The organism is Pseudomonas sp. MDT1-85 (genome assembly GCF_054898065.1).
In genome coordinates this window covers 2,118,727-2,143,421 of sequence record NZ_CM142715.1, presented here as the reverse complement: position 1 = coordinate 2,143,421, position 24,695 = coordinate 2,118,727, and the positions used below count along the sequence as shown (strand labels likewise).

Genomic DNA, 24,695 nt, shown 5'->3' with positions numbered 1-24,695 from the left:
GGCTCGGTCGTTTGTCGATTACGTCCAGACCTCGCTGCAAAAGAGTCTTAAACAAGCTCTGGTTTCGTTTATTGCGATTTTCGTTTGATTCGAATAGCCTTCCAGCATCGCTACTCAGAATGTAGGAATTTCATCATGTCCCTAGTCATCCACCCACCGATCAACCTGCCCATGGCGCGCGAAGTTCAGGCTGCTATCGAAGGCCAGCGCGCCCTCGCTGCCTATCTCGCGACTCAATTCGAAACCCAACGCATCCAGATTTTCGACGAGCAGAATGAAGCTCACAGCGTCGAACTGCCCACTTCAGCCCTTCGATTGCTGGTCGACATCCTCGCTGCATTGGCTGAAGGCAATGCGGTAAAGGTCGTCCCTGTTCACGCAGAACTGACCACCCAGGAAGCGGCGGACTTACTCAATGTCTCACGCCCGCACCTGATCAAACTGCTGGAGTCCGGCGAGTTGTCCTACCACAAAACCGGCAAGCACCGACGTGTGCGCTTTGCCGATTTGATGGACTATAAAAACCGGCGCGACACCGCCAGCGAGCAAGCAATGACGCTTCTCGCTGAGCAAGCACAAGCGTTAAGGACAGGATACGAGTGAGGCATTCCCCTTTTACCGCTGTATATGACGCATGTGTTTTGTACCCCGCACCCCTAAGAGACTTTCTGATGTGGCTCGCGCTCTCCGGACGTTTCAGGGCGCGATGGTCACTGGAGATACATAACGAATGGAAGCGCAATCTGCTGAAAAACCGCCCGGACCTGACAACAGAGCAACTGGATCGCACGTCCGACTTGATGGATCAAGCTATACCCGATGCTTGCGTATACGGTTACGAAAAGCTGATCGAAGGGCTCACACTGCCCGACATCGATGACCGACATGTTCTGGCTGCCGCCATACGCTGCAATGCCAGTGTCATCGTGACGTATAATCAGAAAGACTTTCCCGATGAAACACTCGGACCTTTTGGCATCGAGGCGCAGCATCCCGACGAGTTCGTCGATAACCTCTTTGACCTGGACCCGGCAGCGGTTGTCGCGGCAGCACAACGGCAACGCAAACAGCTAAAGATGCCGCCGATGGATGTCGGCACCTATCTTGATCTGCTTTTGCGCCAAGGCCTGATTCAGTCGAGCAAGGCGTTGACCAACTATCAGGCGATTCTTTAATCGCCTTTCACACCCCCCAAAACGCAAAACGGCGATCCTCAGATCGCCGTTTCTATTCACTGCCCGAATTTTCTGCCCAACCCACCCGGCACGCCATGAATGTCCGTCTCTTCCCACGGCCCGTTGGGGCTGATCGAGCGGCTCCAGCCGTTGTTCCAGCGGTAGTAGGTGCGCTGGCGGTAGAAGGTGTTGGTTTGATCATCGAGGACGTAAACGCCGAGTTTCGCGTCCCAATGGCTGTTGCCCCCCGGTGGCGGGGCGAAGCTGGCGGAGGTGCGTGGCACCGGCTTCGAAGGTTTGGCCGGGATGCTCGGTTTGCTCGGTACCGTCGGCGGAGGCGGTTTGGTGCTTGGCCCCGAAGGCGGGATCGGCGGCAGCCGTGTGGGCTCGGGCTGCTGGACCGCACAGGCGCTTAACCCCAAAACCATACTGAGGAGAGTGATACGAGCGATGGCGGTCATGGTGGCGTTTCCTGTTATTTATCCGGGCTGTCGATGATCAGTTTTTGTTGCGCGGTGGTGCTGGTGGCCAAGGGTTGGCTGCGACCGATCCATTCGCCGGCAGTCGGTTGGCCGGCGCGGGAGATGCGCGCAACCAGTTGGACTTCGGGGAAGTTCGACAGTTTCAACTGCGGCATCATGGCGTCGGCATCACCCAGTTCCACAGTCGCCGGCAAGTCGGCAACGGTCAGACGCTTGGCGGCCAGCGGCGCGGGCGGGCCGGAGATGGCGCGGGCGAAGATGAACACGCTGTCACCCGGCAGGACCTTGGCTTTCAGCTCTGGCGCCAGATCGACTTGCACTTTGAGCAGTGCCGCAGCTTTGGCCGCAGGCGCCTGGGCAACCTTGCCACCACTGGCTTCGAGTTTCTCGGCGGCCCGAGTAATGCCGCCTTGCAGCGCGACGCGGGATTTATCATCCGACGGCAGTTGCGCCAGCAGGCGATTCCAGTAGTCGATAGCTTCCTGATAACGCTCGCCTTCAAAGGCCGCGATGCCCAGCAGGCCGAGGCTGGTGACTTCTTTCGGATCAGCTTTCAGCGCTTCGTCAGTCAGGGCCTGGACCTTGTCCGACCACTTCTTGCCGTCGGCGAAATATTGCGCCTGGGCCCACTGTCCGAGCAGTTCCGGCTGACGACCGGCCAGGGCCACGGTGCGTTCGAAGATCTTCGCCGCATCGGCCGGACGATCCTGAGCCATGTAGGTGCGGCCGAGGAAGTACAGGCCCTCGGCCGAATCCGGTTGGGCGGCAACCGCACGTTCCAGGCGACGGGTCATCTCTTCCATCGACTGCGGCGCCTGGGCGAATTCGCGGGTCAGCTCGACTTTGTCGCTGGCACCGAAATGCAGGTACAGCCCAAGGCCCAGCACCGGCACCAGTATCGCCGCCAGCAATGGCAACGGCTTGCCCAGACGCGACACACGCGGCGCCTCGACCCCTTCGGTATCGGCGAGCAGTTCACGGGCAGCCTCAGCGCGGCCGGTGTCCATTTGTTCGGCGTTGAGCACGCCTTCTTCCTGCTGAGTCTGCAACTCAGCCACGCGCTCCTGATAAAGCGCGACGTTCAGTGCCGTGCGGTCCTCTTCAAGCTGAGCGCGGCGCCCACGCAGAACGGGGATCAGCAGAAAACTCAGGGCAATAAGGAGCAGCAGGCCTGCAGCGAGCCAGAAATCAATCATTCTTGGTTTTATCCAACAGGTGGTCGAGGCGCTCACGCTCTTCGGCAGAAAGCGTGTCCGGGCTGTCAGTGCGTTGCACGCGACGACGGCGGACGATCACGGCGATGATCACAAAACCGCCCAGCAGCAGGCCGGCGGGGCCGAACCAGAGCAGTGCGGTTTTGGCGTTGAGGGCAGGTTTGTAGCGGACGAAATCACCGTAGCGGTCGACCATGAAATCGATGATTTGCTGATTGTCCTTGCCCTCGCCAAGCATGCGGAAAATCTCTTTGCGCAGGTCGGCGGCGATCGGTGCGTTGGAATCAGCGATGTCCTGATTCTGGCACTTGGGGCAACGCAGCTCTTTGGTCAGCTCGCGAAATCGCTCACGGTCGCCTTCTTTGGCGAACTCGTAGGTGTCGATGGCCGCGTGGGCCACACCGGCCATGCTCAAACCCAGAACGGCGGCGGCAATCCAGCGCTTCATGGTTTGGCCTCATCGACCAGCGCCTGATATTTGGCCGCCAGTTTTTCGCGCCAGACTTGCTCGTCGATCACGCCGACGAATTTGTCGCGGATGATGCCCTTGGCGTCGATGAAGAAGGTTTCCGGAGCGCCGTACACGCCAAGGTTCAGACCCAGGGTGCCGGCATCGTCACGGATGTCCAGTTGATAGGGGTTGTGGAACTCGGCCAGCCACTTCAAGGCGTCGGCGTTGACGTCCTTGTAGTTGACGCCGTAGATCACCACGCCTTGCTGAGCCAATTTGTTCAGCACCGGGTGCTCGACCCGGCAGGAAATGCACCAGGTGCCCCAGACGTTGACCAGTGCCGGTTTACCCAGTAGGTCCGCTTTGGTCAGGGTTTTGTCACCCTGGACCGACGGCAGGGAAAACTCCGGGAACGGTTTGTTGATCATCGCCGAAGGCAGCTCGGCCGGGTTCAGGTACAGACCCCGATACAGAAAAACAGCGACCACCAGAAAAATCGCCAGTGGCAACAGCATCAACCAACGTCTCATGCGGTGGCTCCCGTCATGCCGAGCGCTTCACGCACGCGGCTTTTCACCTTGACCCGATAACGACGATCCAGCGCCGCCAGCAACCCACCGAGCCCCGTGAGCAACCCACCGAACCAGATCCAGCGCACGAACGGTTTGACGTGCACGCGGACCGCCCAGGCGCCCTCACCCAACGGCTCACCCAATGCGACGTAAAGGTCACGGGTGAAACCGGCGTCGATCCCGGCTTCGGTCATCACCGAGTTTTGCACGGTGTAGAGGCGTTTTTCCGGGTGCAGTACACTGATTTCCTTGCCATTGCGGATCACCCGGATGGTGCCCTTGTCGGACGTGAAGTTCGGCCCTTCGTAGTGCTTGGCGCCTTCGAACACAAATTGGTAACCGGCCAGGTTCATGGACTCACCCGGCGCCAGGCGCAGATCGCGCTCGGCACTGTTCTGGCTGGACAACACGACACCCAGCGCGCACACGGCAATACCCAAATGCGCGATTTGCATGCCCCAATAGCTGCGAGTCAGGGTTGGCAGGCCTTTGATCAGGCCCTTGTGACGGGTCTTGTCGAAGATATCCCGCACACTGGCCAGCAACACCCAGGCAGCCAGCATGAAGGTCGCCAGCACTGCCCAGTTGAAATCGCCGTAAGCGACGCCGGCCACCACGGCCAACGCGGCGCTACCGAGCAACACCGGTGTCAACATGCTCATCAGCCATTTGACCGGGGTGTCTTTCCAGCGCACCAGCATGCCGACCGCCATCACCACCATCAGCAACGCCATCAAGGGAATGAACAGCGCGTTGAAGTACGGCGGGCCGACCGACAGCTTGGCGCCGGTCATCGCATCGAGAATCAGCGGGTACAGGGTGCCGAGCAGGATCATCGAAGCGGCCACCACCAGCACCAGGTTATTGCCCAGCAGCAGGGTTTCCCGGGACCAGAGATTGAAGCCGACATGGCTCTTGACCACCGGGGCGCGCAGGGCGAACAGCGTCAGCGAGCCACCGACCACAAACAGCAGGAAGATCAGTATGAACACACCGCGTTCAGGATCGGAGGCAAAGGCGTGAACCGACGTCAGCACGCCGGAACGCACCAGGAAGGTCCCGAGTAAGCTCAGCGAGAACGCGGCGATAGCCAGCAGCACCGTCCAGCTCTTGAACACGCCACGTTTTTCCGTGACCGCCAACGAGTGAATCAGCGCCGTGCCCACCAGCCAAGGCATGAAGGATGCGTTTTCTACCGGATCCCAGAACCACCAGCCGCCCCAGCCGAGTTCGTAGTAAGCCCACCAGGAGCCCAACGTAATACCGATACCGAGGAAGGCCCAGGCGACGATGGTCCACGGACGCGACCAACGTGCCCACGCCGCATCAAGACGACCGCCCAGCAGCGCGGCGATAGCAAAGGCGAAGGCCACGGAGAAACCGACATAGCCCATGTACAGCATCGGTGGGTGAACGATCAGGCCGATGTCTTGCAGCAGTGGATTGAGGTCGCGTCCATCCGTCGGCATCTGCGGCAGAATTCGGGCGAACGGGTTAGATGTCAGGATCAGGAACAGCAGGAAACCGGTGCTGATCATGCCCATCACCGCCAATACGCGAGCCAGCATCACTTGCGGCAATTGCCGGGAGAACACCGACACCGCGAAGGTCCAGCCGCCGAGGATCAGTGCCCACAGCAGCAACGAACCTTCGTGAGCGCCCCAGACGGCGCTGAATTTGTAGTACCACGGCAAGGCGCTGTTGGAGTTGCTGGCCACGTAGGCGACGGAGAAGTCGTCCGCCATGAACGCGTAAGTCAGGCAACCGAAAGCGAACAGCAGAAACGCGAACTGCCCCCACGCGGCCGGCTGGGCCAGGCTCATCCACAAGCGATCGCCGCGCCAGGCACCGAGCAACGGGACCACGGCCTGTACCAGCGCGAAACACAGCGCGAGAATCATGGCCAGGTGGCCCAGCTCTGGTATAAAAAGCACAGGAATAAAGATGCCGGAAGTCATGGATCAACCCTCCTTTGCGGGTGTAGGGGCGGATTGACCACTGTCTTTCAAAGCCTTGGTCACTTCCGGCGGCATGTACTTTTCATCGTGTTTGGCCAGCACTTCGTCGGCCACCACCACGCCGTCAGCGTTGAGTTTGCCGAGAGCGACGATGCCCTGCCCTTCGCGGAACAGATCCGGCAGGATGCCGCGGTAGCTGATGGTCACGGATTTTTTGAAGTCGGTGACGATGAATTTCACGTCCAGGGAATCGCCGGAACGTCGCAGCGAACCTTTCTCGACCATGCCACCCGCGCGGATACGTGTGTCTTGCGGCGCTTCGCCGTTGGCGATCTGGGTCGGGGTGTAAAACAGATTGATGTTCTGCTTCAAGGCGCTCAAGGCCAGGCCGACGGCAGCGCCGACACCGACCAGGATCGCGAAAATGATGATAAGACGCTTTTTACGCAGCGGATTCACTTGCCGTTCTCCCGGCGCAGACGACGCGCCTCTTGTTGCAGATACCGCTTGCGGGCCAGGATCGGCGCCGCCACGTTGAGGGCCAGCACCGCAAGGCTAATGCCATAGGCTGACCAGACATACAGGCCGTGATGGCCCATGGCGAGAAAGTCGCCGAATGAAGCGAAACTCATCGAGCGGCCTCCAGACTGTTCTGCACTTCGGTTTTCACCCAGCTCGACCGGGCTTCGCGCTTGAGCACTTCAAGGCGCATGCGCAGCAACAGCACCGCGCCGAAGAAACAGTAGAACCCCAGCACCGTCAGCAGCAGTGGCAGCCACATCTCGGCGGGCATCGCCGGTTTTTCGGTGAGGGTGAAGGTCGCGCCCTGGTGCAGGGTGTTCCACCACTCCACCGAGTATTTGATGATCGGGATGTTGATCACGCCGACGATCGCCAGCACCGCACAGGCCTTGGCCGCACTGTCACGATTGCTGATGGCGTTGCCCAGCGCAATAAGACCGAAGTACAGAAACAGCAGAATCAGCATGGACGTCAGTCGCGCATCCCAGACCCACCACGAACCCCAGGTCGGTTTGCCCCAGATCGCGCCGGTGACCAGCGCCACGGCGGTCATCCAGGCACCGATCGGCGCGGCACATTGCAGGGCGACGTCGGCCAGTTTCATCTTCCAGACCAGCCCGACGATGCCGCACACGGCCAGCATCACGTAGATGGATTGCGCCAGCATGGCGGCGGGAACGTGGATATAGATAATCCGAAAGCTGTTGCCTTGCTGATAGTCCGGCGGCGCGAAGGCCAGGCCCCAAACCACGCCGATGCTGATCAGCAGCAACGCCGCGACGCTCAGCCACGGCAACAGTTTGCCACTGATGCCGTAAAACCATTTGGGTGAGCCGAGCTTATGAAACCAGGTCCAGTTCATTGCTGTTTCCATCACGGTTGCTCTTCGCTACGAAGAGCCAGGGTCTTTACTGATCAAATTTTGATCAGACCTCATTATTCGCCGACACTGATCTTCAGGCCAGCAGCTATTGCAAAAGGTGTCAGGGTTATCGCCAGGGCGGTCAGGCTGCCAAGCCACAAGAGATAACCGGTCGCCGGCATGCCCTGCAATGCCGCCTGCAAGGCTCCACTGCCGAGAATCAACACCGGGATGTACAGCGGCAGAATCAGCAATGCCAGTAACAGGCCACCGCGCTTCAATCCTACCGTCAACGCCGCGCCCACCGCACCGAGCAGGCTCAGCACCGGTGTACCCAGCAATAATGAAAGCAGCAACACCGGCAGACAGGCGGCAGGCAAACCAAGCATCAACGCCAGCAAGGGTGCGAGCAAAACCAGCGCCAGGCCGGAAAACGCCCAGTGTGCCAGCACCTTGGCCAAAACCAGAATAGGCAAGGGGTGCGGCGAAAGGACCCACTGTTCAAGCGATCCGTCTTCGAAATCACTGCGGAAGAGCCCGTCCAGCGAGAGCAAGACCGATAAAAGTGCTGCCACCCAGACCAACCCCGGGGACAAGGTTTGCAACAATTGAGTCCCGGCGCCGACCGCCAACGGGAACAAAGAAACGACGATGGCGAAGAACACCAGCGGATTGGCCAGTTCGGCAGGACGGCGGAACAGCAAACGTGCCTCGCGGGCGACCAACAGGCCGAAAACACTCATACGGCCCAGCTCCCCAAATCAATATCGCGATAGCCGGCCGGCATCCGGGTCAGGGTGTGGTGAGTGGTCAGAACCACCATGCCACCTCGCTCGCAGTGCGCAGCCAGGTGTTCTTCGAGTTGCGCCACGCCTTGTTTGTCGAGCGCGGTGAACGGCTCATCGAGAATCCACAGCGGCGGGCTGTCCAGATACAAGCGCGCCAACGCGACGCGGCGTTGTTGCCCGGCGGACAGGGTGTGGCAGGGAACATCCTCGAAACCGCGCAGCCCCACCGCCGTCAGCGCCTGCCAGATCGCCTCATGGGAGGCCGGTTGATGCAGGGCGCAGAGCCAACTGAGGTTTTCCTCGGGGGTCAGCAAGTCCTTGATGCCAGCGGCATGGCCGATCCACAACAGGTTGCGCGCCAGTTCGCTGCGCTGCTGATGCAGTGGCTGGCCGTTGAGCAATACTTGACCGGCGGTTGGGTGCATCAAACCGCAAAGCAGACGTAAAAGGCTGGTCTTGCCACTGCCGTTGGGGCCACTGATTTGCAACATTTCGCCACTGGCCAGTCTCAATTCGAGGTTTTCGAAGAGCAGCCGAAGGTCTCGCTCACAGGCAAGGGCAACGGTTTGCAGGACAGGACTGGTCAAGAGATCACGGGCCTTATACGGTTCAAGTCGGCTCTGGCGCGGCCGTTAAAGAGATGCAGCATAGAGGTAATGACGGCTTGTTCTAGAGAGCTGCGTCAAACAAATGCAATGTTTTCGCCACTCTGTATACAACGGGGCGGCATTATACATGCCATCTCCTACTCTCAAGAGTGCAATTTCCTCAGGTTGTGACCGCATATGACAGGCGAAATGAACATCCTCCCCCTCCCGCAGACCACACCCGCGACTTCACGTCCGCTGGTCAGCGGTGAGTTGCTCAAGCTGCTGACGCCGATGGAGGGCCTGATCAGCGCCGGTCAGACTGCCAGGGCGGAAGTGCTGTCGCTCAAGCAGGCGAATCAGACTTTTCAACTGTTGCTCAAGGTCACCCTCGACAGCGGCCGCCAGACCACGGTCCAGGCCACCAGTTCTCAGCCGTTGCCCCAAGGCACCAGCCTGGCGATCACTCAGCCGTCGGCGGGTAACCTGGCGGTCACGGTGCAACAGGCCATCGCCTCCAGCGTCGCGACCCTCACCCGCATCGACACGGCGCAACTGCCGGTCGGCACCTTGCTGCAAGGCAAAGTACTGACCTCTCAGGTAATGCCGCAGGTGCCGGGCCAGCCGACGGTGTTTCGCTCGATGGTGAGCTTGCTTAATACCGCGCTGAGTGGCAGCACGCTGAGCATCGACAGTCCGACGCCACTGCGCATCGGCACCTTATTGAGCGCCTTGGTGCAGGACACTCAGACCCTGAAATTCGTCCCGTTGAGCAGCCGTCAGGAACAGTTGGCGGTGACGCAGCAATTGGTCAGCCAGCAAAGTCGCCAGGGCTCTCTGGATGGTTTGATCAAACTCATGCAAAACCTGCCTCCGTCGGATCAGACCTCCAAAGAACTGCGCACCGCCGTAGACAAATTGCTCGCCGGCCTGCCGGATGTTCAGCAACTGAGCACGCCCAAAGGCCTGGCCCAGGCGTTGGCCAACAGCGGCCTGTTCCTTGAAGCGAAACTGCTGACTGGCCAAAACCCGACGCTGACGCCTGACATGAAAGGCGACCTGCTCAAACTGATCGCACAACTGACGCCGGGCCTGCCGGCCAATACCAATCTCAACGCGATCATTGCCGCCAATACACTGGCGCAAGCGCTACCCAGTTTCGTGCGCAGCGCCTTGGGCATGCTGGGGCAAGTCAGCGCCAAGCCATTGCCGACCAGTTTTCCGCTCCCAGAGCGTCTGTTGCAAAGTCAGGACGGTGAAGGCGATCTGGAACACTTGCTACGTCTGGCAGCGGCGGCCGTCTCGCGCCTGCAAAGCCATCAACTGTCGAGCCTGGAACAGACCGGCCTCACCGACGACGGTCGCCTGCTCAGCACCTGGCAACTGGAAATCCCCATGCGCAATCTGCAGGACATCGTGCCGTTGCAGGTCAAATTCCAGCGCGAAGAAGCACCCGAAAAAGAACAACCGCACGAACGCCGCGACGAACGTGAGCCGAAACAACAACTGTGGCGCGTGGATCTGGCGTTCGATATGGAGCCGTTAGGGCCGTTGCAGATTCAGGCCCAATTGATCAAAGGCAGCCTCTCCAGTCAGCTGTGGGCCGAGCGGCCGTACACCGCAAGCTTGATCGAAAGCAATCTGGCCGGGCTGCGCGAACGTCTGCTGGCGTCAGGCCTGAACGTCGGCGATCTGGATTGCCACCTCGGCACACCGCCACAAGGCCCTCAAACCCGCCTCGAACAACGCTGGGTCGACGAAACCGCATGAACGAGTCCACCGCACCGCGCCAGGCCATTGCCCTCAAATACGACGGCAGCCACGCCCCGACCCTCACGGCCAAAGGTGACGAGGAATTGGCGGAAGCCATTCTGCAGATTGCCCGCGATTATGAAGTGCCGATCTACGAAAACGCCGAACTGGTGAAACTGCTGGCGCAGATGGAACTCGGGGACAGTATTCCCGAGGAGTTGTACCGCACGATTGCCGAGATCATTGCGTTTGCGTGGAATTTGAAGGGTAAGTTTCCGGCGGGGCATGATCCGGAAGCGGTGATGGTAGAGAAGGACATCACCGACCGCGGGGATGATTATTGAATCTTTGTTGAATGCAAAAAGATCGCAGCCTCGTTGCACTCGACAGCTCCTACATTTGGATAGTGTACGCCCTGTAGGAGCTGTCGAGTGCAACGAGGCTGCGATCTTTTGACCTTCTCAGGTCTTGTGCAACTTACTCATCAACTCTGCCGTCGTTGCGATCGCAAGTCGGTGGAATCCGGTAAAGCTGTAGGCAGGAGACTACGACAGCGTAATCCCGGTCTGAGGACGGGCGATGCCGCGATTATGAAGTGTCTCGACTACCGCTCGTCGCTACTATCATATCTGACAGTAGCAGCATCATAGCCATCGTTGCCTTATTAGGGACGGCAGCGTCTAACTACCTTTTCCGGCGCGCCCCTAACAAAGGAGCGCTCCCATGCCCCCTCTCTCTACCCTCGTCAATAACAGTGACACCACTCTGTTACGTCTCTGGCGACCAATCATTCCAGCTTTGATCACCCCTCTCGAAGGGGACGAGGGCTACCATGGCGGCCTAGGGGCTGAGGCCCTGGAAGTCAACCTGTTAATCATCGTTGACCCATGGCTCCATATGACCCTGGCTGATACCTGCTCCGTCTTTTGGGATGACGACGCTTTCCCCGTCAGCACGCAGATCATCGATACACCGGATAAGGTTGACCAAAGGCTCTTTTTCGAGGTGCCGGCAAGCCAGATTCAAGAAGGCAGCGCCTTTCCAGTGTTTTTCCGTGTAACGCGCTCCGGCCACAACTCAGCTGACTCGGACAATATCAATGTACTGGTCAAGCGCACGTTGCCAGGAGGCCTCCTCGACAAACCCGAGCCACTCGGTCACCCCGGACTGCGCTACACCTTGACTCCTGATATCAAGGATGGGGTTGTCGATAAAGAGATGGCAAAAAAGGGCATCGTGATGCGCATAGAGCCCTATCAACACATTACTGTCTTCGACCGCATCGTCGCGCGCTGGGGTAACGAAGAACAGGTCATTCATTATCCCGTCACCCGCGAGCAGATCGACGATCCAGAAAACCATCCGATTCTCATCACGTTCGACGAAGCCCTTATCAAGCGCGCGAGCAACGGCACACACGCTGTGACCTATCAGGTGATTGATCGCTGTGGTAACCGACCCCATGAGCATGCGCCGTGGGCAGCGATGACCAACGTAGACGTGGATTTGAACCGCAGTACGCTCCCGGCGCCGACTGTAACCGGTGAAGAAGGTGGAATGTTGGACCTTGCCTATGTGACGACAGTGCAGGTCGTTGCCTCTGGCGCAGGGCTATTCGTTGGCGATAGTGTCTGGATTAAATGGCAGGGGCGAGTAGAACGGGAAACCACAACGCAGATGTACTTGGGCACCGGACCATTGGCGTTCGAGGTTCCACTCAACTGGGCCAACGAGAGTAACGAAAGTGCCGTCACTATTACCTACCAGGTCAAACGCGATGAGCGGGAACTCCCCTCCGATCCCAAAATACTAGGCATCAAGACCACGATTGATCTCAAGCTACCCAAGGTTCTGGAAGCTTATGGCGATCAAGGCGATCGTCTAAAGATGGCCGATATCTACTATGCCCCGCATGTGACGATCCAGATTCCTCAGTATCTGGGGATGGCCGTCGGACAAACCATTCGAGCACGCTGGGCGTCCGCACGAAATACCTATGACAGCGTAATCACAAGGGTTGAGAACGTTGGGCCGATGGATTTTATTGTGCCCCGTCTAGAGGTGGTTGATGCCATCGGCAGTACTGTGCCGGTCACCTACACCGTGCGCTCCTACCCCAACGGCCCCCTGCATCGTTCCAACCCATTGCAGTTGGGCGTAGATGCTCAAGCATTTGTTCTGACACCTCCCAGGCTAACCCCTGACCAGACAACAGTCACTATTCGATACCCAGGAATGGCTTCCGGTTACCAGGCACGCGTACGTATGGCCGGGGTAGTGACGCGCAAGACCGAGTGGCAAGATCTGAAAACCTGGGTCACGGCAGAGTTCTTGATTCCGCAAAGCTGGATAGTTGAAAACAAGGGCAAAACCGTGTCGATCAACTACAGCGTCAACCGCCCGGGCATTGATGAACACAGCTTGTTTTCTCAGGTATTGAGAGTCGCGCTGTAACACCGCCGCTCCGCCTTCCTGATATCTACAGGTCTGGCGAGCCGCCACCTATCCGAATGGAGTTCGATAACCATGAACGCAGACCTGAATAAACTTAATCTCACTGCTCCGAAAGTACTTGAAGCCTATGGTGCTGCCGGAGACCACTTAAACTTCAACGCCGTTTACAACAGCACGCATATCAACGTACAAATTCCACATTATGTCGGCATGGACAAGGGGCATACCGTTCGGGTTCGATGGGTAAGCGGACGCTATAAGTACGATACGGAAACCTTGACAATTGGTGTCCCGGCGCCACAGAACTTCAAAATTCCTCGCTTGGAGGTCATTGACTCCATCGGCAGCCTGGTGACGGTTAACTATAGCGTGCGCACGGCGCAAGGCCTCCCGCTCATCATCTCCTACGCGCTAACGCTGAATGTCGATGCTCAGGAGTTTGACTTGGTTGAACCCTGGCTCTCAGCGGACAGAAAAAAAGTAACTGTCAAGTTCTTGAATATGCGTCCGGGCTACACAGTTCGAGTTCGTTGGCATGGAAGAAATGTTCACGACACTGACGCCAAACCGATCGTGGATAGTTCATCGATTGCATTCGATACTCCTGCAAGCTGGGTCCAGGAAAACATTGGAAGAACTGTATCGATTAACTACAGCGTTCGCCATTCAGGGTCGAATGACAACCTTATGTTTTCTCGCGTGTTGCGCGTCAGTCTTTGAATGTCTCCGCAAAAAAATAGGCATAAGGTGCAGATAAACCACACCTTATGTCTTTATTTTTTTTACCTCAGTCGCGACGGTCGCGCTTAACGACCTTTCAACGTCGTGGCCTGATCTCCTTCGTGAAAACTGAAAACAGTAGCGACCCCTGGCGCAAGATCCACCCTGATTACAGGCAGCACATCACCAGTCACATTGAAATAATCTTGCTGTATATACTTCGCCCCCGCCACGCCCGCACCGCCTCCCTAATGCTGAAGATAGAAAAAAGCGTAAAGCGGTAGTTGCTTTGGAATATCTTGCGGCCAAAGAGAAAGAACTATCTCATTATGATGCACAACCTCGACTGCGGTTTGGAGAGCACCTCTGACTTCAAGGCTTAGGGCAAATTGAACCACGTCCGAAGTAAACCCACATTGACGCATATTTCTCTGGGACCAATAACCTGAACCTGGAATCGAGCGGTAATGCGCAATCCATTTTTCGAGCGTATCTACACCCTCCTCAGGACAGGATCGACTATTGGACGGATAGGTATTGTAAGCGCCACAGCCTCCAACCCCGGCACGATTCCAGGTACCACCATCGGTAGGAAATGAACACAGCAGGTTTATCGGGAATGTACCCAATCTTTCGGCGGTGGCTAAATCCTTGAAAATAAATCCGTGAAGATCGCCCCAAGCCAATGTTGTGATGCCTAAATCCTTGCGCAAGTAAGAAAAAGGAACCCCCTTCTTGTTGATTGCCGTAGGGCTTGGATTCCAGGAGTGGTAAGACGGCTTGGCCCCCGTGGTACGCACTATCACACCACCGCAATAATAAGCCGGCTTTCCGCTGCAGTCGTTTGAAACATTGTTGTATCTACCATTCAATCTTTCAGCGACCAACTGACCGAACCTTTGATCTTTAGCGTCAAAACTGAATATTTCCTTGTTGGCCGCAGCCATATTGATTTTCACAACAGGGACATACAAAGACGTCTCAAGGTAATACTCACGCTGAAATTTTTGTGCATCCGCCAGCTTGGCTGGCGTCGCAGCGTCATAAAACACTGCCTCGACAGGAAGCTTCTCAGGCTTTTTCTCATCCCAAGTCTGAACCAGGACTTCGGTGGGTTTGGCTGTCCAGGCAGCGTTAACCATTTTGTGCGCTTCAAGACTCGCTTTGAATTGAGTCGCAACTACCGTACTTAATGAGCACTGGTTCTTTGGCAGCGAACTATGTTCCTGGAAGTTTTTCAACCAAGCCGCTGCCGTTGTGGCTGGAACCGCCAACTTTGCACAGTTAGCTAGATCTGCGCTGGCTTGCGCGACCTTGGGGGCGAATCCGCACCCAAAGTCCGCACGTACGTCAAGCGATTCCGTCGAAAAAGGAAAGATACAACGCAGGCTCAGCGCCTTGCCTTCCGCCAACGCCGTTGTTTGATCCTTCAAGATAAAACCGCTTTTCCTATTGCCATTCAATGTCGTAATACCTACATCCGAACGAATATAAGTGAATGCAACAGATCCGAGTTTTGTTGCTTTAGAGCCATAATCCCAAAATTTGAAGAACGTGCTGTAGTCTACTGCCCGTAAAAGGCTACCAGAGCAATAATAGGCGGGGGTACCATTTGAACACTGCGCGACATTGCTTTTATATTTTGCATTCAAGTCCGTCACTAATGCCTGACCGGACATGGCATTCACAGTGGCGGAAAAGACTATACTCAAGAACAGGAAGTATTTCATGTTCATACCCTGATGAAGTTAATATCATCTTGAGTATGTTGAGTGCGGAAGATCGTTATCTACTGTCAGATCTGACAGTCTCGACAAACGGTCTTTTGTACCCAAACAAAAAGATCGCACCTTTGGCAGCTCCCACAGGGAAACGCATCCCGAGGTAAGAGCTGCCGAAGGCTGCGATCTTTTGATCTTGCTTGCCGCTAGAAGCTCGAAGCTCCTAACTGCTCTTATGCAACTTACTCATCAACTCCGCCTCAGCCTGGGTCAACCCGCAAGACTGAGTCAGTTCATCGACGCTGGCCCCCATCCCCACCAGGCGTGCTGCCTGAGCGAATGAAAGACTCGACGGATCACGCTGTTCCAGCTGAGCCAGTTTGTCTGGCAACGGGCCGACGACGGCGCGCAGTTCGTGCAGGTCTTCACCCATGCGCACGTTGCCGTTCTGGTAGTCGTCGACGCGTTTGGCCAGGTCCTTGATGCGCTGATCGCGCAGCGCATCGCCCTCGGCCTGTTGCGCGGCGACCTGCCGCTGAGCGCGGATGTACGTCAGGAACATCGCCAGCGTGCCTGCCCAGAAGAGGAACAGGACAATGACAGCCACCTCAAGAATCAATCAGATACTCTCCAGTTCCGACCATTCTTCTTCGCTCATCATCTTGTCCAGCTCGACCAGGATCAGCAGTTCGTTGTTCTTGTTGCACACGCCTTGAATGAACTTGGCGGACTCTTCGTTACCGACGTTTGGCGCGGTCTCGATTTCCGACTGACGCAGGTAAACCACTTCAGCCACGCTGTCGACCATGATCCCGACGACTTGCTTGTCGGCTTCGATGATGACGATACGGGTGTTGTCGCTGATCTCGGCGTTCATCAGGCCGAAGCGCTGACGGGTGTCGATCACGGTGACCACGTTACCGCGCAGGTTGATGATGCCCAGCACGTAGCTCGGAGCACCCGGGACCGGGGCGATTTCGGTGTAGCGCAGGACTTCCTGAACGCGCATCACGTTGATGCCGTAGGTTTCGTTGTCCAGCTTGAAGGTTACCCATTGCAGGATCGGATCTTCGGAACCCTTTGCAGCTGTCGCCTTATCATTCATACCCTGACCCCTCAAAAAACCGCCCTGGCGGTGTGTGTTCTGTGCGACGGCACTGAATGCCGTCGCGTGTCTGTTATGCAGCTTTATGTCGCTTTATGGGTCGGCTTGCCGCCGTCCATGTGCTTTGCCCCACCGCTGGCGATCAGCTCGGCCAGTGCGGAAACATCGAGCAAGGCACACATGTGTTCAATCACCGTGCCCGCCAGCCATGGCCGTTGACCCCGGTGGCTGCGCCATTTGATTTCGTTCGGGTCCAGGCGCAATGAGCGGCTGACCTGATGCACCGCCAGCCCCCACTCGTAGCCCTGAACCGAAATAACGTATTGCAGGCCCTGGCGAAAATCATCGCGATAACGATCCGGCATGACCCAGCGAGCGGTATCCAGCACTTTCAGGTTGCCGGCCTGGCTTGGCAGAATCCCGAGGAACCATTCCGGCTGACCGAACAACGGCGTCAGCTCGTGACCGGCCAAAGAATAAATCGACCCCAGGCACACCAGTGGCACCGCCAGGGTCAACCCGGCGACGTCGAACAACAGGCATTCGAACGGCTCGGCAGCCCATGCCGGACGACCGTCGGTTTCTACCGGCGGCGGCGTGTTGCTGGGTGGCAGATGAACTTCCACCACTGGCGGCACCAACGCTTGCAGCAGTGGTGCAATCGTCGACACGGACGCCAGAATCGGTGCCGGCGCGTCGATCACGGTCACTGGTGCTTTCACCACTGGCGCAACGATGGGTGCAGCGGCCACGGCCGGTTTCTGCGCATCACGGGCCTGCTCTTCAAGCACGGCAGCCTGGAACTCATCCAGCGCGGCTTCAACCTCGACAATCTCAACAACCTCGGGCAGCGCCTCGACTTCTGGCGGCAACTCCTCGGTCGCGTCTTGCAGCAAGCTGTCCAGATAAGACTGGAGGGCCAATTGCGGACGCGAGGTGATCTTCACCGGCCGAGTCATGCGCACTCCTCTGTAGGAGCGAGGCTTGCCCGCGAAGAACGATAATGCGATTTAATTGTGAGCACTGCGGCGTCTGCTTCGCGGGCAAGCCTCGCTCCTACAAAGGCTAGGTTCATCTCAAGCCACCTGCGGAACAAGTTGCGCCGCCAGCAGATGCTTGAGCAGTGCGCGGTAAGCGAGAACGCCACGGCTCTTGCCGTCGAATTGCGAAGGCGTCAGCCCTGCCCGGCTCGCGTCACGCAAGCGGGTGTCGATGGGGATGTAGCCTTGCCAGATTTCTTCCGGGTACTTGTCGCGCAACACGCGAAGGGTGCCGAGGGAAGCCTGGGTACGACGGTCGAACAGGGTCGGCACGATGCTGAACGGCAGCGCCTGTTTGCGCGAGCGGTTGATCATCGCCAGGGTGTTGACCATGCGTTCCAGGCCTTTGACCGCCAAGTGCTCGGTCTGCACCGGGATCACCAACTGCTGGCTGGCCGCCAAGGCATTGACCATCAGCACGCCGAGCAACGGCGGGCTGTCGATCACGGCGTAATCGAAGTCCTGCCAAAGTTGCGCCAGGCTCTTGGCGATCACCAGGCCCAAACCACTCTGGCCCGGCGATTGACGCTCAAGGGTCGCCAACGCAGTACTCGATGGCAACAGGGAAATGCGTTCGTCACTGGTGGGCATCAGCAACTGACCGGGCAAACCTTGCGGCACGCTGCCCTTGTGCAAAAACAGGTCGTAACTGCTGTGTTCCAGGCTGTCGGGGTCGTAACCGAAGTAGCTGGTCATGGAGCCGTGCGGGTCGAGATCGACCACAACCACGCGCTTACCCGCCTCGGCCAGTAAACCGGCTAAAGCGATGGAGGAAGTGGTTTTACCGACACCACCCTTTTGATTGGCGACTGCCCAGACTCTCATTCGGATTGTTCCTCCCGGTCGAAAAGGTCGACCGAGAAATAGCTCAACGTATTAATGCGGGTGACGGAGAATTGACGGCGCTCTCTCGTCCCGGCGACTTGACCGGAGCCGGTGCAGTTTGTGTGCCAGCCCGCTTCAACGCGGCATCCGGTTGCGCATGGGCGGTTCCGGTACCGGTGAGGCTGCGGCGTACATCGAGATTTCGTGAAACCACCAGCACCACCCGACGGTTACGCGCCCGGCCTTCGGCGGTGGCGTTATTGGCTACCGGCTGGAACTCGCCGTAACCCACCGACGCCAGACGACCGGGGTTCACACCCTGCATCGCCAGCATGCGCACGATGCTCGCCGAACGGGCCGAGGACAGCTCCCAGTTGGTCGGGTATTGCGCGGTGCGGATCGGTTGATCGTCGGTAAAGCCTTCGACGTGGATCGGGTTGTCGAACGGCCTGAGGATCGCGGCGACCTTATCGATAATGTTGAAGGCGATGTCGCTGGGCATGGCGTCGCCGCTGCCAAACAACAGGCTGGAATTGAGCTCGATCTCCACCCACAACTCATTGCCGCGCACGGTCATCTGGTTGGAGCTGATCAAGTCGCCGAACGCCGCGCTGATGTCATCGGCAATGCTTTTGAGCGGATCGTTGGCGGCCTGGGCGATGCCTGCGTCGATCTGTTCGCTGTCCTTGACCAGCGGCTTGGCCGGGGTCACGGTCTTCGGTCGCTCGTCACCAATCGGGATCGGCTTGAGGGCGCGATCGGAATCGGTAAACACCCCGATCAACGCCTCGGAAATGACCTTGTACTTGCCTTCGTTGATCGAAGAAATCGAGTACATCACCACGAAGAAAGCGAACAGCAACGTAATGAAGTCGGCGTAGGAAACGAGCCAGCGTTCGTGATTGACGTGTTCTTCAGGTTGCCTGCGACGAGCCATGAAGTTATTCCCTTAATCCATGAAGCCCTGAAGCTTCAACTCGATAGAGCGAGGGTTTTCACCTTCGGCGATCGACAGAATGCCCTCCAGCAACATCTCGCGATAACGCGACTGCCGCAACGCGATGGACTTGAGCTTGGCGGCAATCGGCAGCAGCATCAGGTTGGCACTGGCCACGCCATAGATGGTGGCGACGAAGGCGACGGCAATGCCGCTGCCCAGTTGCGATGGATCGCCCAGGTTGCCCATGACGTGGATCAGGCCCATCACCGCACCGATGATGCCGATGGTCGGCGCGTAGCCGCCCATGCTTTCAAAGACTTTGGCGGCTTCGATGTCGCGGCTTTCCTGGGTGTAGAAATCCACTTCCAGAATGCTGCGAATCGCTTCCGGCTCGGCGCCGTCCACCAGCAGTTGCAAGCCTTTGCGCGAATAGCTGTCGGGTTCGGCGTCGGCCACCCCTTCCAGACCGAGCAAACCTTCCTTGCGAGCGGTCAGGCTCCAGTTCACCACGCGGTCAACGCCGCCGGCCAGGTCCACGCGAGGTGGAAACAGAATCCAGCCAAGAATCTGCATAGCGCGCTTGAAGGCACTCATCGGCGATTGCAGCAGCGCCGCGCCGATGGTCCCACCGAGTACGATCAATGCCGCCGGGCCGTTGGCCAGCGCGCCGAGGTGCCCGCCTTCGAGGTAGTTGCCGCCGATGATGGCGACGAACGCCATGATGATCCCGATAAGGCTGAGTACATCCATCAGAGACATGCCTCGACCAGATGTCGGCCGATATCGTCCAGGCTGTACACCGCGTCCGCGAGTTCGGCTTTGACGATCGCCATTGGCATGCCGTAGATCACGCAACTGGCTTCGTCCTGAGCCCAGATCGCACTGCCGCCCTGCTTGAGCAGACGCGCGCCTTCACGACCGTCGGCGCCCATACCGGTCAGTACCACCGCCAGAACTTTGTCGCCGTAGGATTTGGCCGCGGAACCGAAGGTGATGTCCACGCACGGTTTGTAGTTCAGACGTTCGTCGCCCGGCAGGATTTTTACCGCGCCGCGGCCGTCAATCATCATTTGCTTGCCACCCGGCGCCAACAACGCCAGGCCCGGACGCAGGATGTCGCCATCCTCGGCTTCCTTGACGCTGATGCGGCACAACTTGTCCAGACGCTCGGCGAAGGCCTTGGTGAAGGCTGCCGGCATGTGCTGGATCAACACGATCGGCGCCGGGAAGTTGGCCGGCAACTGCGTCAGCACCCGTTGCAGGGCGACCGGACCGCCGGTGGAAGTACCGATGGCGACCAGTTTGTAGGCTTTGCGTTTTGGTGCCGGAGAGGACGGACTCGCAGCATGGCTGCGAGCCGGAATCGGCGCCGGTGCCGGACGCGCGGGCGCACTGCTGCCGTAGCTGCTGACGCTCGAAGGCGCAGGCGTCGGGGCTGGTGCGGCCACGGGAGCCGGAGCGCTGTAGGTGCTGACACGACGGTTACTGCGCGAGATGCTGAGAATCTTTTCGCACAGCAGTTGCTTGACCTTCTCCGGGTTACGCGAGATGTCTTCGAAATTCTTCGGCAGGAAATCCACCGCGCCGGCGTCCAGCGCATCGAGGGTGACCCGCGCGCCTTCGTGAGTCAGCGAGGAGAACATCAACACCGGGGTCGGGCAGCGCTGCATGATGTGCCGCACCGCCGTGATGCCATCCATCATTGGCATCTCGTAGTCCATGGTGATCACGTCTGGCTTGAGGGCCAGCGCCTGATCGATCGCCTCTTTACCGTTGGTCGCCGTACCGACAACCTGGATATTCGAATCCGCTGAAAGAATTTCCGAGACGCGGCGGCGGAAAAACCCCGAATCGTCCACCACCAGGACTTTGACTGCCATAAACACTCCGTTAGACGGGGCGAGGCTCAGTCGCCCCGCTCCCCCAGAATCAAATACGCCGTGCGGCGTAACGCTTGAGCATGCTCGGAACATCGAGAATCAGTGCAATGCGGCCGTCACCGGTGATGGTGGCGCCGGACATGCCCGGGGTTCCCTGAAGCATTTTGCCCAATGGCTTGATGACCACTTCTTCCTGGCCAACCAACTGGTCGACGACGAAGCCGATCCGCTGAGTGCCCACCGAAAGGATCACCACATGGCCTTCGCGCTGCTCTTCGTGAGCGGCGGAGCTGACCAGCCAGCGCTTGAGGTAGAACAGAGGCAGCGCCTTGTCCCGCACGATCACCACTTCCTGGCCGTCCACCACGTTGGTGCGCGACAGATCGAGGTGGAAGATCTCGTTGACGTTCACCAGCGGGAACGCAAACGCCTGGTTGCCCAGCATGACCATCAGCGTCGGCATGATCGCCAGGGTCAACGGGACCTTGATGACGATCTTCGAGCCCTTGCCCTTGGTCGAATAGATATTGATGGTGCCGTTGAGCTGGGCGATTTTGGTTTTCACCACGTCCATGCCCACGCCGCGCCCGGAGACGTCGGAAATTTCGGTCTTGGTCGAGAAGCCCGGAGCGAAAATCAGGTTGAAGCAATCCGACTCGCTGAGACGGTCCGCCGCATCCTTGTCCATCAGGCCTTTCTTCACGGCGATACCGCGCAGAACATCGGCGTCCATGCCTTTGCCATCATCGGAGATGGACAGCAGGATGTGGTCGCCTTCCTGTTCAGCGGACAGGATCACTTTGCCGCTGCGAGGCTTGCCCATCGCTTCACGCTCGGCCGGCTCTTCAATACCGTGGTCGACCGAGTTACGCACCAAGTGGACCAGCGGGTCGGCCAGGGCCTCGACGAGGTTTTTGTCGAGGTCGGTTTCTTCGCCGACCAGCTCCAGGTTGATCTCTTTCTTGAGCTGGCGAGCCAGGTCGCGAACCAGACGCGGGAAGCGCCCGAAGACTTTCTTGATCGGTTGCATCCGGGTCTTCATGACCGCGGTTTGCAGGTCGGCCGTGACCACGTCGAGGTTCGACACGGCCTTGGACATGGCTTCGTCGCCGCTGTTGAGGCCCAGACGGACCAGGCGGTTACGCACCAGCACCAACTCGCCGACCATGTTCATGATTTCGTCGAGACGCGCGGTATCGACCCGCACGGTGGTCTCGGCTTCGCTGGCCGGTTTTTCCGGTGGCGGCGCAGCCGGGGCACGAGCAGGCGCCGGTGCAGCAGCGGCGGCAGGCTTGGGTGCTTCGGCTTTTGGCTCGGGCGCTTTGGCGACAGGTGCCGGTGCCTTGGCAACTGGGGTTGCTACTGCGGAAGCAGCAGAACCGGTGCCCACTTCAGTGAACTTGCCCTTGCCATGCAATTCGTCGAGCAGCGATTCGAACTCGTGATCGGAGATCAGATCGCTGCCGGCCGCTTTAGCGGTTGGCGCAGCCGGGACCGGGGCCGAAGCAATCGCCGATTCCAGCGCATCAACCGCAAAGTTGCCTTTGCCGTGCAGCTGATCGAGCAGTGCTTCGAACTCGTCGTCGGTGATGTCGGAGCTGTCGCCTGCCGCTTTCGGGGCCGCCGGTGCGGCGGGCACCGCGACCACTGCATCGGCGGCGAACTGGCCTTTGCCGTGCAATTGGTCGAGCAACGACTCGAACTCGGCATCGGTGATTTCGTCACTGGTGGCCGCATCAGCGGCAGGCGGCGAAGCAACCACGGGAGCCTCGGCCTGAGCCTTGACGGCGTTCAGCGAGTCCAGCAGCTGTTCGAATTCGTTATCGGTGATGTCACCTGATTCGCTTTCGGCGGCAGGTGCTTGCACCGCTTGCGCGACAGGTGCCGCTTCGTCGGCGGTTTGCGGCTCGGCCAAACGGGCCAACGCTGCAAGCAACTCAGGCGTGGCAGCCGTGATGGGGCTGCGTTCGCGGACTTCGCTGAACATGCCGTTCACCGCGTCCAATGCCTCGAGAACCACGTCCATCAGTTCCGAGTCGACGCGTCGTTCACCCTTGCGCAGGATGTCGAACACGTTCTCGGCGATGTGACAGCACTCCACCAGCTCATTGAGCTGGAGGAAGCCGGCGCCCCCTTTTACAGTGTGAAAACCGCGAAAAATTGCATTGAGCAAATCCGCATCATCCGGTCGGCTTTCCAGCTCGACCAGCTGCTCGGACAGTTGCTCTAGAATCTCGCCGGCCTCAACCAGGAAATCCTGAAGGATCTCTTCATCGGCGCCGAAGCTCATTAAGGGGGTGCTCCTACAGGTCTAAAAACCTAAAAAACCTAAAATTCTAAAATTTAAAATCCTAGGCTGGATAGCAAATCGTCCACATCGTCCTGACCGGACACAACGTCTTCTCTTTTATCGGCATGAATCTGCGGACCTTCACCCTGCGAGAGATGTTTTTGCGGATCTTTTTCAGCCAGCATCGCTTCACGGTCATGTTCGATACCCGCAAAGCGGTCGACCTGACTGGCCATGAGCACGAGCTTGAGCAGGTTGCTTTCAACTTCGGTGACCAACTGGGTCACGCGTTTGATCACCTGACCGGTGAGGTCCTGGTAATCCTGGGCCAGCAGAATGTCGTTGAGGTTGCTCGACACGACGCGGTTGTCTTCGCTGCTGCGTGTCAGGAAACCGTCGACCCGCCGGGCCAGCTCGCGGAACTCTTCAGCCCCGACTTCGCGACGCATGAACCGTCCCCAATCCGTGCTCAGCGCCTGAGCTTCGTCGCTCAGGCTGTTGATCAGCGGCGTGGCGTTTTCCACCAGGTCCATGGTGCGGTTGGCCGCGGCCTCGGTCAGCTTGACCACATAACCCAGGCGCTCGGTGGCATCCGTGATCTGAGACACTTCCTCGGCTTGCGGCATGTGCGGGTCAATCTGAAAATTGACGATCGCGCTATGCAGCTCGCGGGTGAGCTTGCCCACTTCCTGGTACAGGCCGCGGTCACGGGTCTGGTTGAGCTCATGGATCAGTTGCACAGCGTCGCCGAACCTGCCTTTTTCAAGGCTTTCGACCAGTTCGACCGCGTGTTTTTTCAGGGTCGATTCGAAATCGCCCTGTGAAGATTCGTTTTGCTCCATAGCTCCCCCGTGACGGACTGGCTTTGCACATCAACCGATGCGTTCGAAGATCTTTTCAATCTTGTCTTTCAACGCTTGAGCCGTGAATGGCTTGACCACATAGCCGTTCACACCCGCCTGAGCGGCTTCGATGATTTGCTCGCGCTTGGCTTCGGCCGTGACCATCAACACCGGCAGGTGTTTGAGTTTTTCATCGGCACGCACGTGGCGCAGCAGATCAATACCGGTCATGCCGGGCATGTTCCAGTCCGTTACCAGAAAGTCGATGCTCCCGCTGTTGAGGACCGGAATCGCGGTAATACCGTCATCCGCCTCGACCGTGTTGGTGAACCCAAGGTCACGCAACAGGTTTTTTATGATCCGCCGCATCGTTGAGAAGTCATCAACGATGAGGATTTTCATATTCTTGTCCAATTCGACCTCCAAGCAGTCTTAAAACGCGCGCAGCACCTGAACGCGCCGTTCAATCAATTCGGCGTAACACTCAACAGTTGTATGGATTACAACGGGCCGTG

The 24,695-nt window shown here is 58.3% G+C and carries 27 protein-coding genes; 6 read left to right on the top strand and 21 right to left on the bottom strand.

Features of this window, described 5'->3' with window-relative positions:
* The first annotated feature begins 135 nt into the window (after positions 1–135).
* Positions 136–603, top strand: a complete 468-nt coding sequence (locus ACYZT2_RS09705) for a helix-turn-helix domain-containing protein (RefSeq protein WP_008073029.1) — start codon at positions 136–138, stop codon at positions 601–603.
* Complete coding sequence (locus ACYZT2_RS09700) at positions 600–1,175, top strand: PIN domain-containing protein (RefSeq protein WP_461971651.1); 576 nt, start codon at positions 600–602, stop codon at positions 1,173–1,175. The genes ACYZT2_RS09705 and ACYZT2_RS09700 overlap by 4 nt, the downstream gene beginning before the upstream one ends.
* 56 nt (positions 1,176–1,231) lie before the next feature.
* Here ACYZT2_RS09700 and ACYZT2_RS09695 read toward each other — a convergent pair whose 3' ends face one another.
* The 10 genes from ACYZT2_RS09695 to ccmA form a co-directional block, all read right to left on the bottom strand.
* Positions 1,232–1,636 carry a hypothetical protein gene (locus tag ACYZT2_RS09695; RefSeq protein ID WP_461971649.1) on the bottom strand — a complete coding sequence of 135 codons (405 nt, stop codon included), beginning with the start codon at positions 1,634–1,636 and terminating at the stop codon, positions 1,232–1,234.
* 14 nt (positions 1,637–1,650) lie between these two features.
* On the bottom strand, positions 1,651–2,853 hold the full coding sequence (gene ccmI / locus ACYZT2_RS09690; RefSeq protein WP_461971647.1) for a c-type cytochrome biogenesis protein CcmI: 1,203 nt from the start codon (positions 2,851–2,853) through the stop codon (positions 1,651–1,653).
* Complete coding sequence (locus tag ACYZT2_RS09685) at positions 2,846–3,319, bottom strand: cytochrome c-type biogenesis protein (RefSeq protein WP_007894247.1); 474 nt, start codon at positions 3,317–3,319, stop codon at positions 2,846–2,848. The genes ccmI and ACYZT2_RS09685 overlap by 8 nt, the downstream gene beginning before the upstream one ends.
* Positions 3,316–3,852: a DsbE family thiol:disulfide interchange protein gene (locus ACYZT2_RS09680; RefSeq protein WP_008073023.1), complete on the bottom strand. Its 537-nt coding sequence runs from the start codon at positions 3,850–3,852 to the stop codon at positions 3,316–3,318. The genes ACYZT2_RS09685 and ACYZT2_RS09680 overlap by 4 nt, the downstream gene beginning before the upstream one ends.
* Entirely contained in the window at positions 3,849–5,852 is a 2,004-nt protein-coding gene (locus ACYZT2_RS09675) for a heme lyase CcmF/NrfE family subunit (RefSeq protein ID WP_461971644.1), read from the bottom strand. The genes ACYZT2_RS09680 and ACYZT2_RS09675 overlap by 4 nt, the downstream gene beginning before the upstream one ends.
* 3 nt (positions 5,853–5,855) lie before the next feature.
* The gene (gene ccmE, locus ACYZT2_RS09670) at positions 5,856–6,311 is read right to left on the bottom strand and encodes a cytochrome c maturation protein CcmE (RefSeq protein ID WP_461971642.1); all 456 of its coding nucleotides are present in this window, start codon (positions 6,309–6,311) and stop codon (positions 5,856–5,858) included.
* Entirely contained in the window at positions 6,308–6,484 is a 177-nt protein-coding gene (gene ccmD, locus ACYZT2_RS09665; protein ID WP_007894243.1) for a heme exporter protein CcmD, read from the bottom strand. The genes ccmE and ccmD overlap by 4 nt, the downstream gene beginning before the upstream one ends.
* The gene (locus ACYZT2_RS09660; protein ID WP_461971640.1) at positions 6,481–7,236 is read right to left on the bottom strand and encodes a heme ABC transporter permease; all 756 of its coding nucleotides are present in this window, start codon (positions 7,234–7,236) and stop codon (positions 6,481–6,483) included. The genes ccmD and ACYZT2_RS09660 overlap by 4 nt, the downstream gene beginning before the upstream one ends.
* 74 nt (positions 7,237–7,310) lie before the next feature.
* Complete coding sequence (ccmB, locus tag ACYZT2_RS09655) at positions 7,311–7,979, bottom strand: heme exporter protein CcmB (RefSeq protein WP_427626715.1); 669 nt, start codon at positions 7,977–7,979, stop codon at positions 7,311–7,313.
* Positions 7,976–8,611: a cytochrome c biogenesis heme-transporting ATPase CcmA gene (ccmA, locus tag ACYZT2_RS09650; RefSeq protein WP_461971638.1), complete on the bottom strand. Its 636-nt coding sequence runs from the start codon at positions 8,609–8,611 to the stop codon at positions 7,976–7,978. Before ccmA ends, ccmB begins: the two co-directional genes overlap by 4 nt.
* A 198-nt stretch (positions 8,612–8,809) precedes the next feature.
* On the opposite strand from ccmA, the gene fliK reads away from it, so the two are divergent.
* The 4 genes from fliK (at position 8,810) to ACYZT2_RS09630 (ending at position 13,537) form a co-directional block, all read left to right on the top strand.
* Positions 8,810–10,381 carry a flagellar hook-length control protein FliK gene (gene fliK, locus ACYZT2_RS09645; RefSeq protein WP_461971636.1) on the top strand — a complete coding sequence of 524 codons (1,572 nt, stop codon included), beginning with the start codon at positions 8,810–8,812 and terminating at the stop codon, positions 10,379–10,381.
* Positions 10,378–10,707 (top strand): EscU/YscU/HrcU family type III secretion system export apparatus switch protein, encoded by a 330-nt coding sequence (locus ACYZT2_RS09640; RefSeq protein WP_461971634.1) that lies wholly within the window; start codon positions 10,378–10,380, stop codon positions 10,705–10,707. Before fliK ends, ACYZT2_RS09640 begins: the two co-directional genes overlap by 4 nt.
* Positions 10,708–11,086: 379 nt before the next feature.
* Entirely contained in the window at positions 11,087–12,817 is a 1,731-nt protein-coding gene (locus tag ACYZT2_RS09635; RefSeq protein WP_461971632.1) for a hypothetical protein, read from the top strand.
* 72 nt (positions 12,818–12,889) lie between these two features.
* Positions 12,890–13,537 carry a hypothetical protein gene (locus tag ACYZT2_RS09630; protein ID WP_461971630.1) on the top strand — a complete coding sequence of 216 codons (648 nt, stop codon included), beginning with the start codon at positions 12,890–12,892 and terminating at the stop codon, positions 13,535–13,537.
* Between the two features lie 248 nt (positions 13,538–13,785).
* Here the strand turns inward: ACYZT2_RS09630 and ACYZT2_RS09625 are convergent, their stop codons facing one another.
* The 11 genes from ACYZT2_RS09625 to ACYZT2_RS09575 form a co-directional block, all read right to left on the bottom strand.
* The gene (locus ACYZT2_RS09625; protein WP_461971628.1) at positions 13,786–15,267 is read right to left on the bottom strand and encodes a hypothetical protein; all 1,482 of its coding nucleotides are present in this window, start codon (positions 15,265–15,267) and stop codon (positions 13,786–13,788) included.
* A gap of 214 nt (positions 15,268–15,481) precedes the next feature.
* A complete protein-coding gene (locus tag ACYZT2_RS09620; protein WP_461971626.1) occupies positions 15,482–15,877 on the bottom strand; it encodes a DUF2802 domain-containing protein in 396 nt (131 codons plus the stop codon).
* Positions 15,878–16,363 carry a chemotaxis protein CheW gene (locus ACYZT2_RS09615; RefSeq protein ID WP_007980742.1) on the bottom strand — a complete coding sequence of 162 codons (486 nt, stop codon included), beginning with the start codon at positions 16,361–16,363 and terminating at the stop codon, positions 15,878–15,880.
* An 83-nt stretch (positions 16,364–16,446) separates the two neighbouring features.
* Positions 16,447–17,322: a CheW domain-containing protein gene (locus tag ACYZT2_RS09610; protein ID WP_461971623.1), complete on the bottom strand. Its 876-nt coding sequence runs from the start codon at positions 17,320–17,322 to the stop codon at positions 16,447–16,449.
* A 117-nt stretch (positions 17,323–17,439) separates the two neighbouring features.
* Positions 17,440–18,228, bottom strand: a complete 789-nt coding sequence (locus tag ACYZT2_RS09605) for a ParA family protein (protein WP_030130563.1) — start codon at positions 18,226–18,228, stop codon at positions 17,440–17,442.
* Positions 18,229–18,271: 43 nt separating this feature from the next.
* Positions 18,272–19,165 (bottom strand): flagellar motor protein MotD, encoded by an 894-nt coding sequence (gene motD, locus ACYZT2_RS09600; protein ID WP_008072648.1) that lies wholly within the window; start codon positions 19,163–19,165, stop codon positions 18,272–18,274.
* A 12-nt stretch (positions 19,166–19,177) separates the two neighbouring features.
* A complete protein-coding gene (locus ACYZT2_RS09595) occupies positions 19,178–19,918 on the bottom strand; it encodes a flagellar motor protein (protein WP_461973054.1) in 741 nt (246 codons plus the stop codon).
* Entirely contained in the window at positions 19,918–21,048 is a 1,131-nt protein-coding gene (locus ACYZT2_RS09590) for a protein-glutamate methylesterase/protein-glutamine glutaminase (RefSeq protein ID WP_461971620.1), read from the bottom strand. The genes ACYZT2_RS09595 and ACYZT2_RS09590 overlap by 1 nt, the downstream gene beginning before the upstream one ends.
* Before the next feature lie 49 nt (positions 21,049–21,097).
* Positions 21,098–23,338, bottom strand: coding sequence for a chemotaxis protein CheA (locus tag ACYZT2_RS09585; protein ID WP_461971618.1), 2,241 nt, complete (start codon positions 23,336–23,338; stop codon positions 21,098–21,100).
* A gap of 53 nt (positions 23,339–23,391) precedes the next feature.
* On the bottom strand, positions 23,392–24,180 hold the full coding sequence (locus ACYZT2_RS09580; RefSeq protein ID WP_461971616.1) for a protein phosphatase CheZ: 789 nt from the start codon (positions 24,178–24,180) through the stop codon (positions 23,392–23,394).
* A 30-nt stretch (positions 24,181–24,210) separates the two neighbouring features.
* A complete protein-coding gene (locus tag ACYZT2_RS09575; protein ID WP_008072643.1) occupies positions 24,211–24,582 on the bottom strand; it encodes a chemotaxis response regulator CheY in 372 nt (123 codons plus the stop codon).
* Between the last annotated feature and the right edge of the window lie 113 nt (positions 24,583–24,695).

What these genes read in the sequence shown, in the direction of transcription:
- ACYZT2_RS09615 (WP_007980742.1), bottom strand. Translation starts at nt 16,363, where the DNA reads ATGAATGATAAGGCGACAGCTGCAAAGGGTTCCGAAGATCCGATCCTG.
- ccmB (WP_427626715.1), bottom strand. Translation starts at nt 7,979, where the DNA reads ATGAGTGTTTTCGGCCTGTTGGTCGCCCGCGAGGCACGTTTGCTGTTC.
- motD (WP_008072648.1), bottom strand. Translation starts at nt 19,165, where the DNA reads ATGGCTCGTCGCAGGCAACCTGAAGAACACGTCAATCACGAACGCTGG.
- ACYZT2_RS09640 (WP_461971634.1), top strand. Translation starts at nt 10,378, where the DNA reads ATGAACGAGTCCACCGCACCGCGCCAGGCCATTGCCCTCAAATACGAC.
- ACYZT2_RS09630 (WP_461971630.1), top strand. Translation starts at nt 12,890, where the DNA reads ATGAACGCAGACCTGAATAAACTTAATCTCACTGCTCCGAAAGTACTT.
- ACYZT2_RS09575 (WP_008072643.1), bottom strand. Translation starts at nt 24,582, where the DNA reads ATGAAAATCCTCATCGTTGATGACTTCTCAACGATGCGGCGGATCATA.
- ACYZT2_RS09675 (WP_461971644.1), bottom strand. Translation starts at nt 5,852, where the DNA reads ATGACTTCCGGCATCTTTATTCCTGTGCTTTTTATACCAGAGCTGGGC.
- ACYZT2_RS09625 (WP_461971628.1), bottom strand. Translation starts at nt 15,267, where the DNA reads ATGAAATACTTCCTGTTCTTGAGTATAGTCTTTTCCGCCACTGTGAAT.
- ACYZT2_RS09590 (WP_461971620.1), bottom strand. Translation starts at nt 21,048, where the DNA reads ATGGCAGTCAAAGTCCTGGTGGTGGACGATTCGGGGTTTTTCCGCCGC.
- ACYZT2_RS09595 (WP_461973054.1), bottom strand. Translation starts at nt 19,918, where the DNA reads ATGGATGTACTCAGCCTTATCGGGATCATCATGGCGTTCGTCGCCATC.
- ACYZT2_RS09680 (WP_008073023.1), bottom strand. Translation starts at nt 3,852, where the DNA reads ATGAGACGTTGGTTGATGCTGTTGCCACTGGCGATTTTTCTGGTGGTC.
- fliK (WP_461971636.1), top strand. Translation starts at nt 8,810, where the DNA reads ATGACAGGCGAAATGAACATCCTCCCCCTCCCGCAGACCACACCCGCG.
- ACYZT2_RS09685 (WP_007894247.1), bottom strand. Translation starts at nt 3,319, where the DNA reads ATGAAGCGCTGGATTGCCGCCGCCGTTCTGGGTTTGAGCATGGCCGGT.
- ACYZT2_RS09660 (WP_461971640.1), bottom strand. Translation starts at nt 7,236, where the DNA reads ATGAACTGGACCTGGTTTCATAAGCTCGGCTCACCCAAATGGTTTTAC.
- ACYZT2_RS09695 (WP_461971649.1), bottom strand. Translation starts at nt 1,636, where the DNA reads ATGACCGCCATCGCTCGTATCACTCTCCTCAGTATGGTTTTGGGGTTA.
- ACYZT2_RS09635 (WP_461971632.1), top strand. Translation starts at nt 11,087, where the DNA reads ATGCCCCCTCTCTCTACCCTCGTCAATAACAGTGACACCACTCTGTTA.
- ACYZT2_RS09580 (WP_461971616.1), bottom strand. Translation starts at nt 24,180, where the DNA reads ATGGAGCAAAACGAATCTTCACAGGGCGATTTCGAATCGACCCTGAAA.
- ACYZT2_RS09705 (WP_008073029.1), top strand. Translation starts at nt 136, where the DNA reads ATGTCCCTAGTCATCCACCCACCGATCAACCTGCCCATGGCGCGCGAA.
- ACYZT2_RS09610 (WP_461971623.1), bottom strand. Translation starts at nt 17,322, where the DNA reads ATGACTCGGCCGGTGAAGATCACCTCGCGTCCGCAATTGGCCCTCCAG.
- ccmI (WP_461971647.1), bottom strand. Translation starts at nt 2,853, where the DNA reads ATGATTGATTTCTGGCTCGCTGCAGGCCTGCTGCTCCTTATTGCCCTG.
- ACYZT2_RS09605 (WP_030130563.1), bottom strand. Translation starts at nt 18,228, where the DNA reads ATGAGAGTCTGGGCAGTCGCCAATCAAAAGGGTGGTGTCGGTAAAACC.
- ACYZT2_RS09585 (WP_461971618.1), bottom strand. Translation starts at nt 23,338, where the DNA reads ATGAGCTTCGGCGCCGATGAAGAGATCCTTCAGGATTTCCTGGTTGAG.
- ccmD (WP_007894243.1), bottom strand. Translation starts at nt 6,484, where the DNA reads ATGAGTTTCGCTTCATTCGGCGACTTTCTCGCCATGGGCCATCACGGC.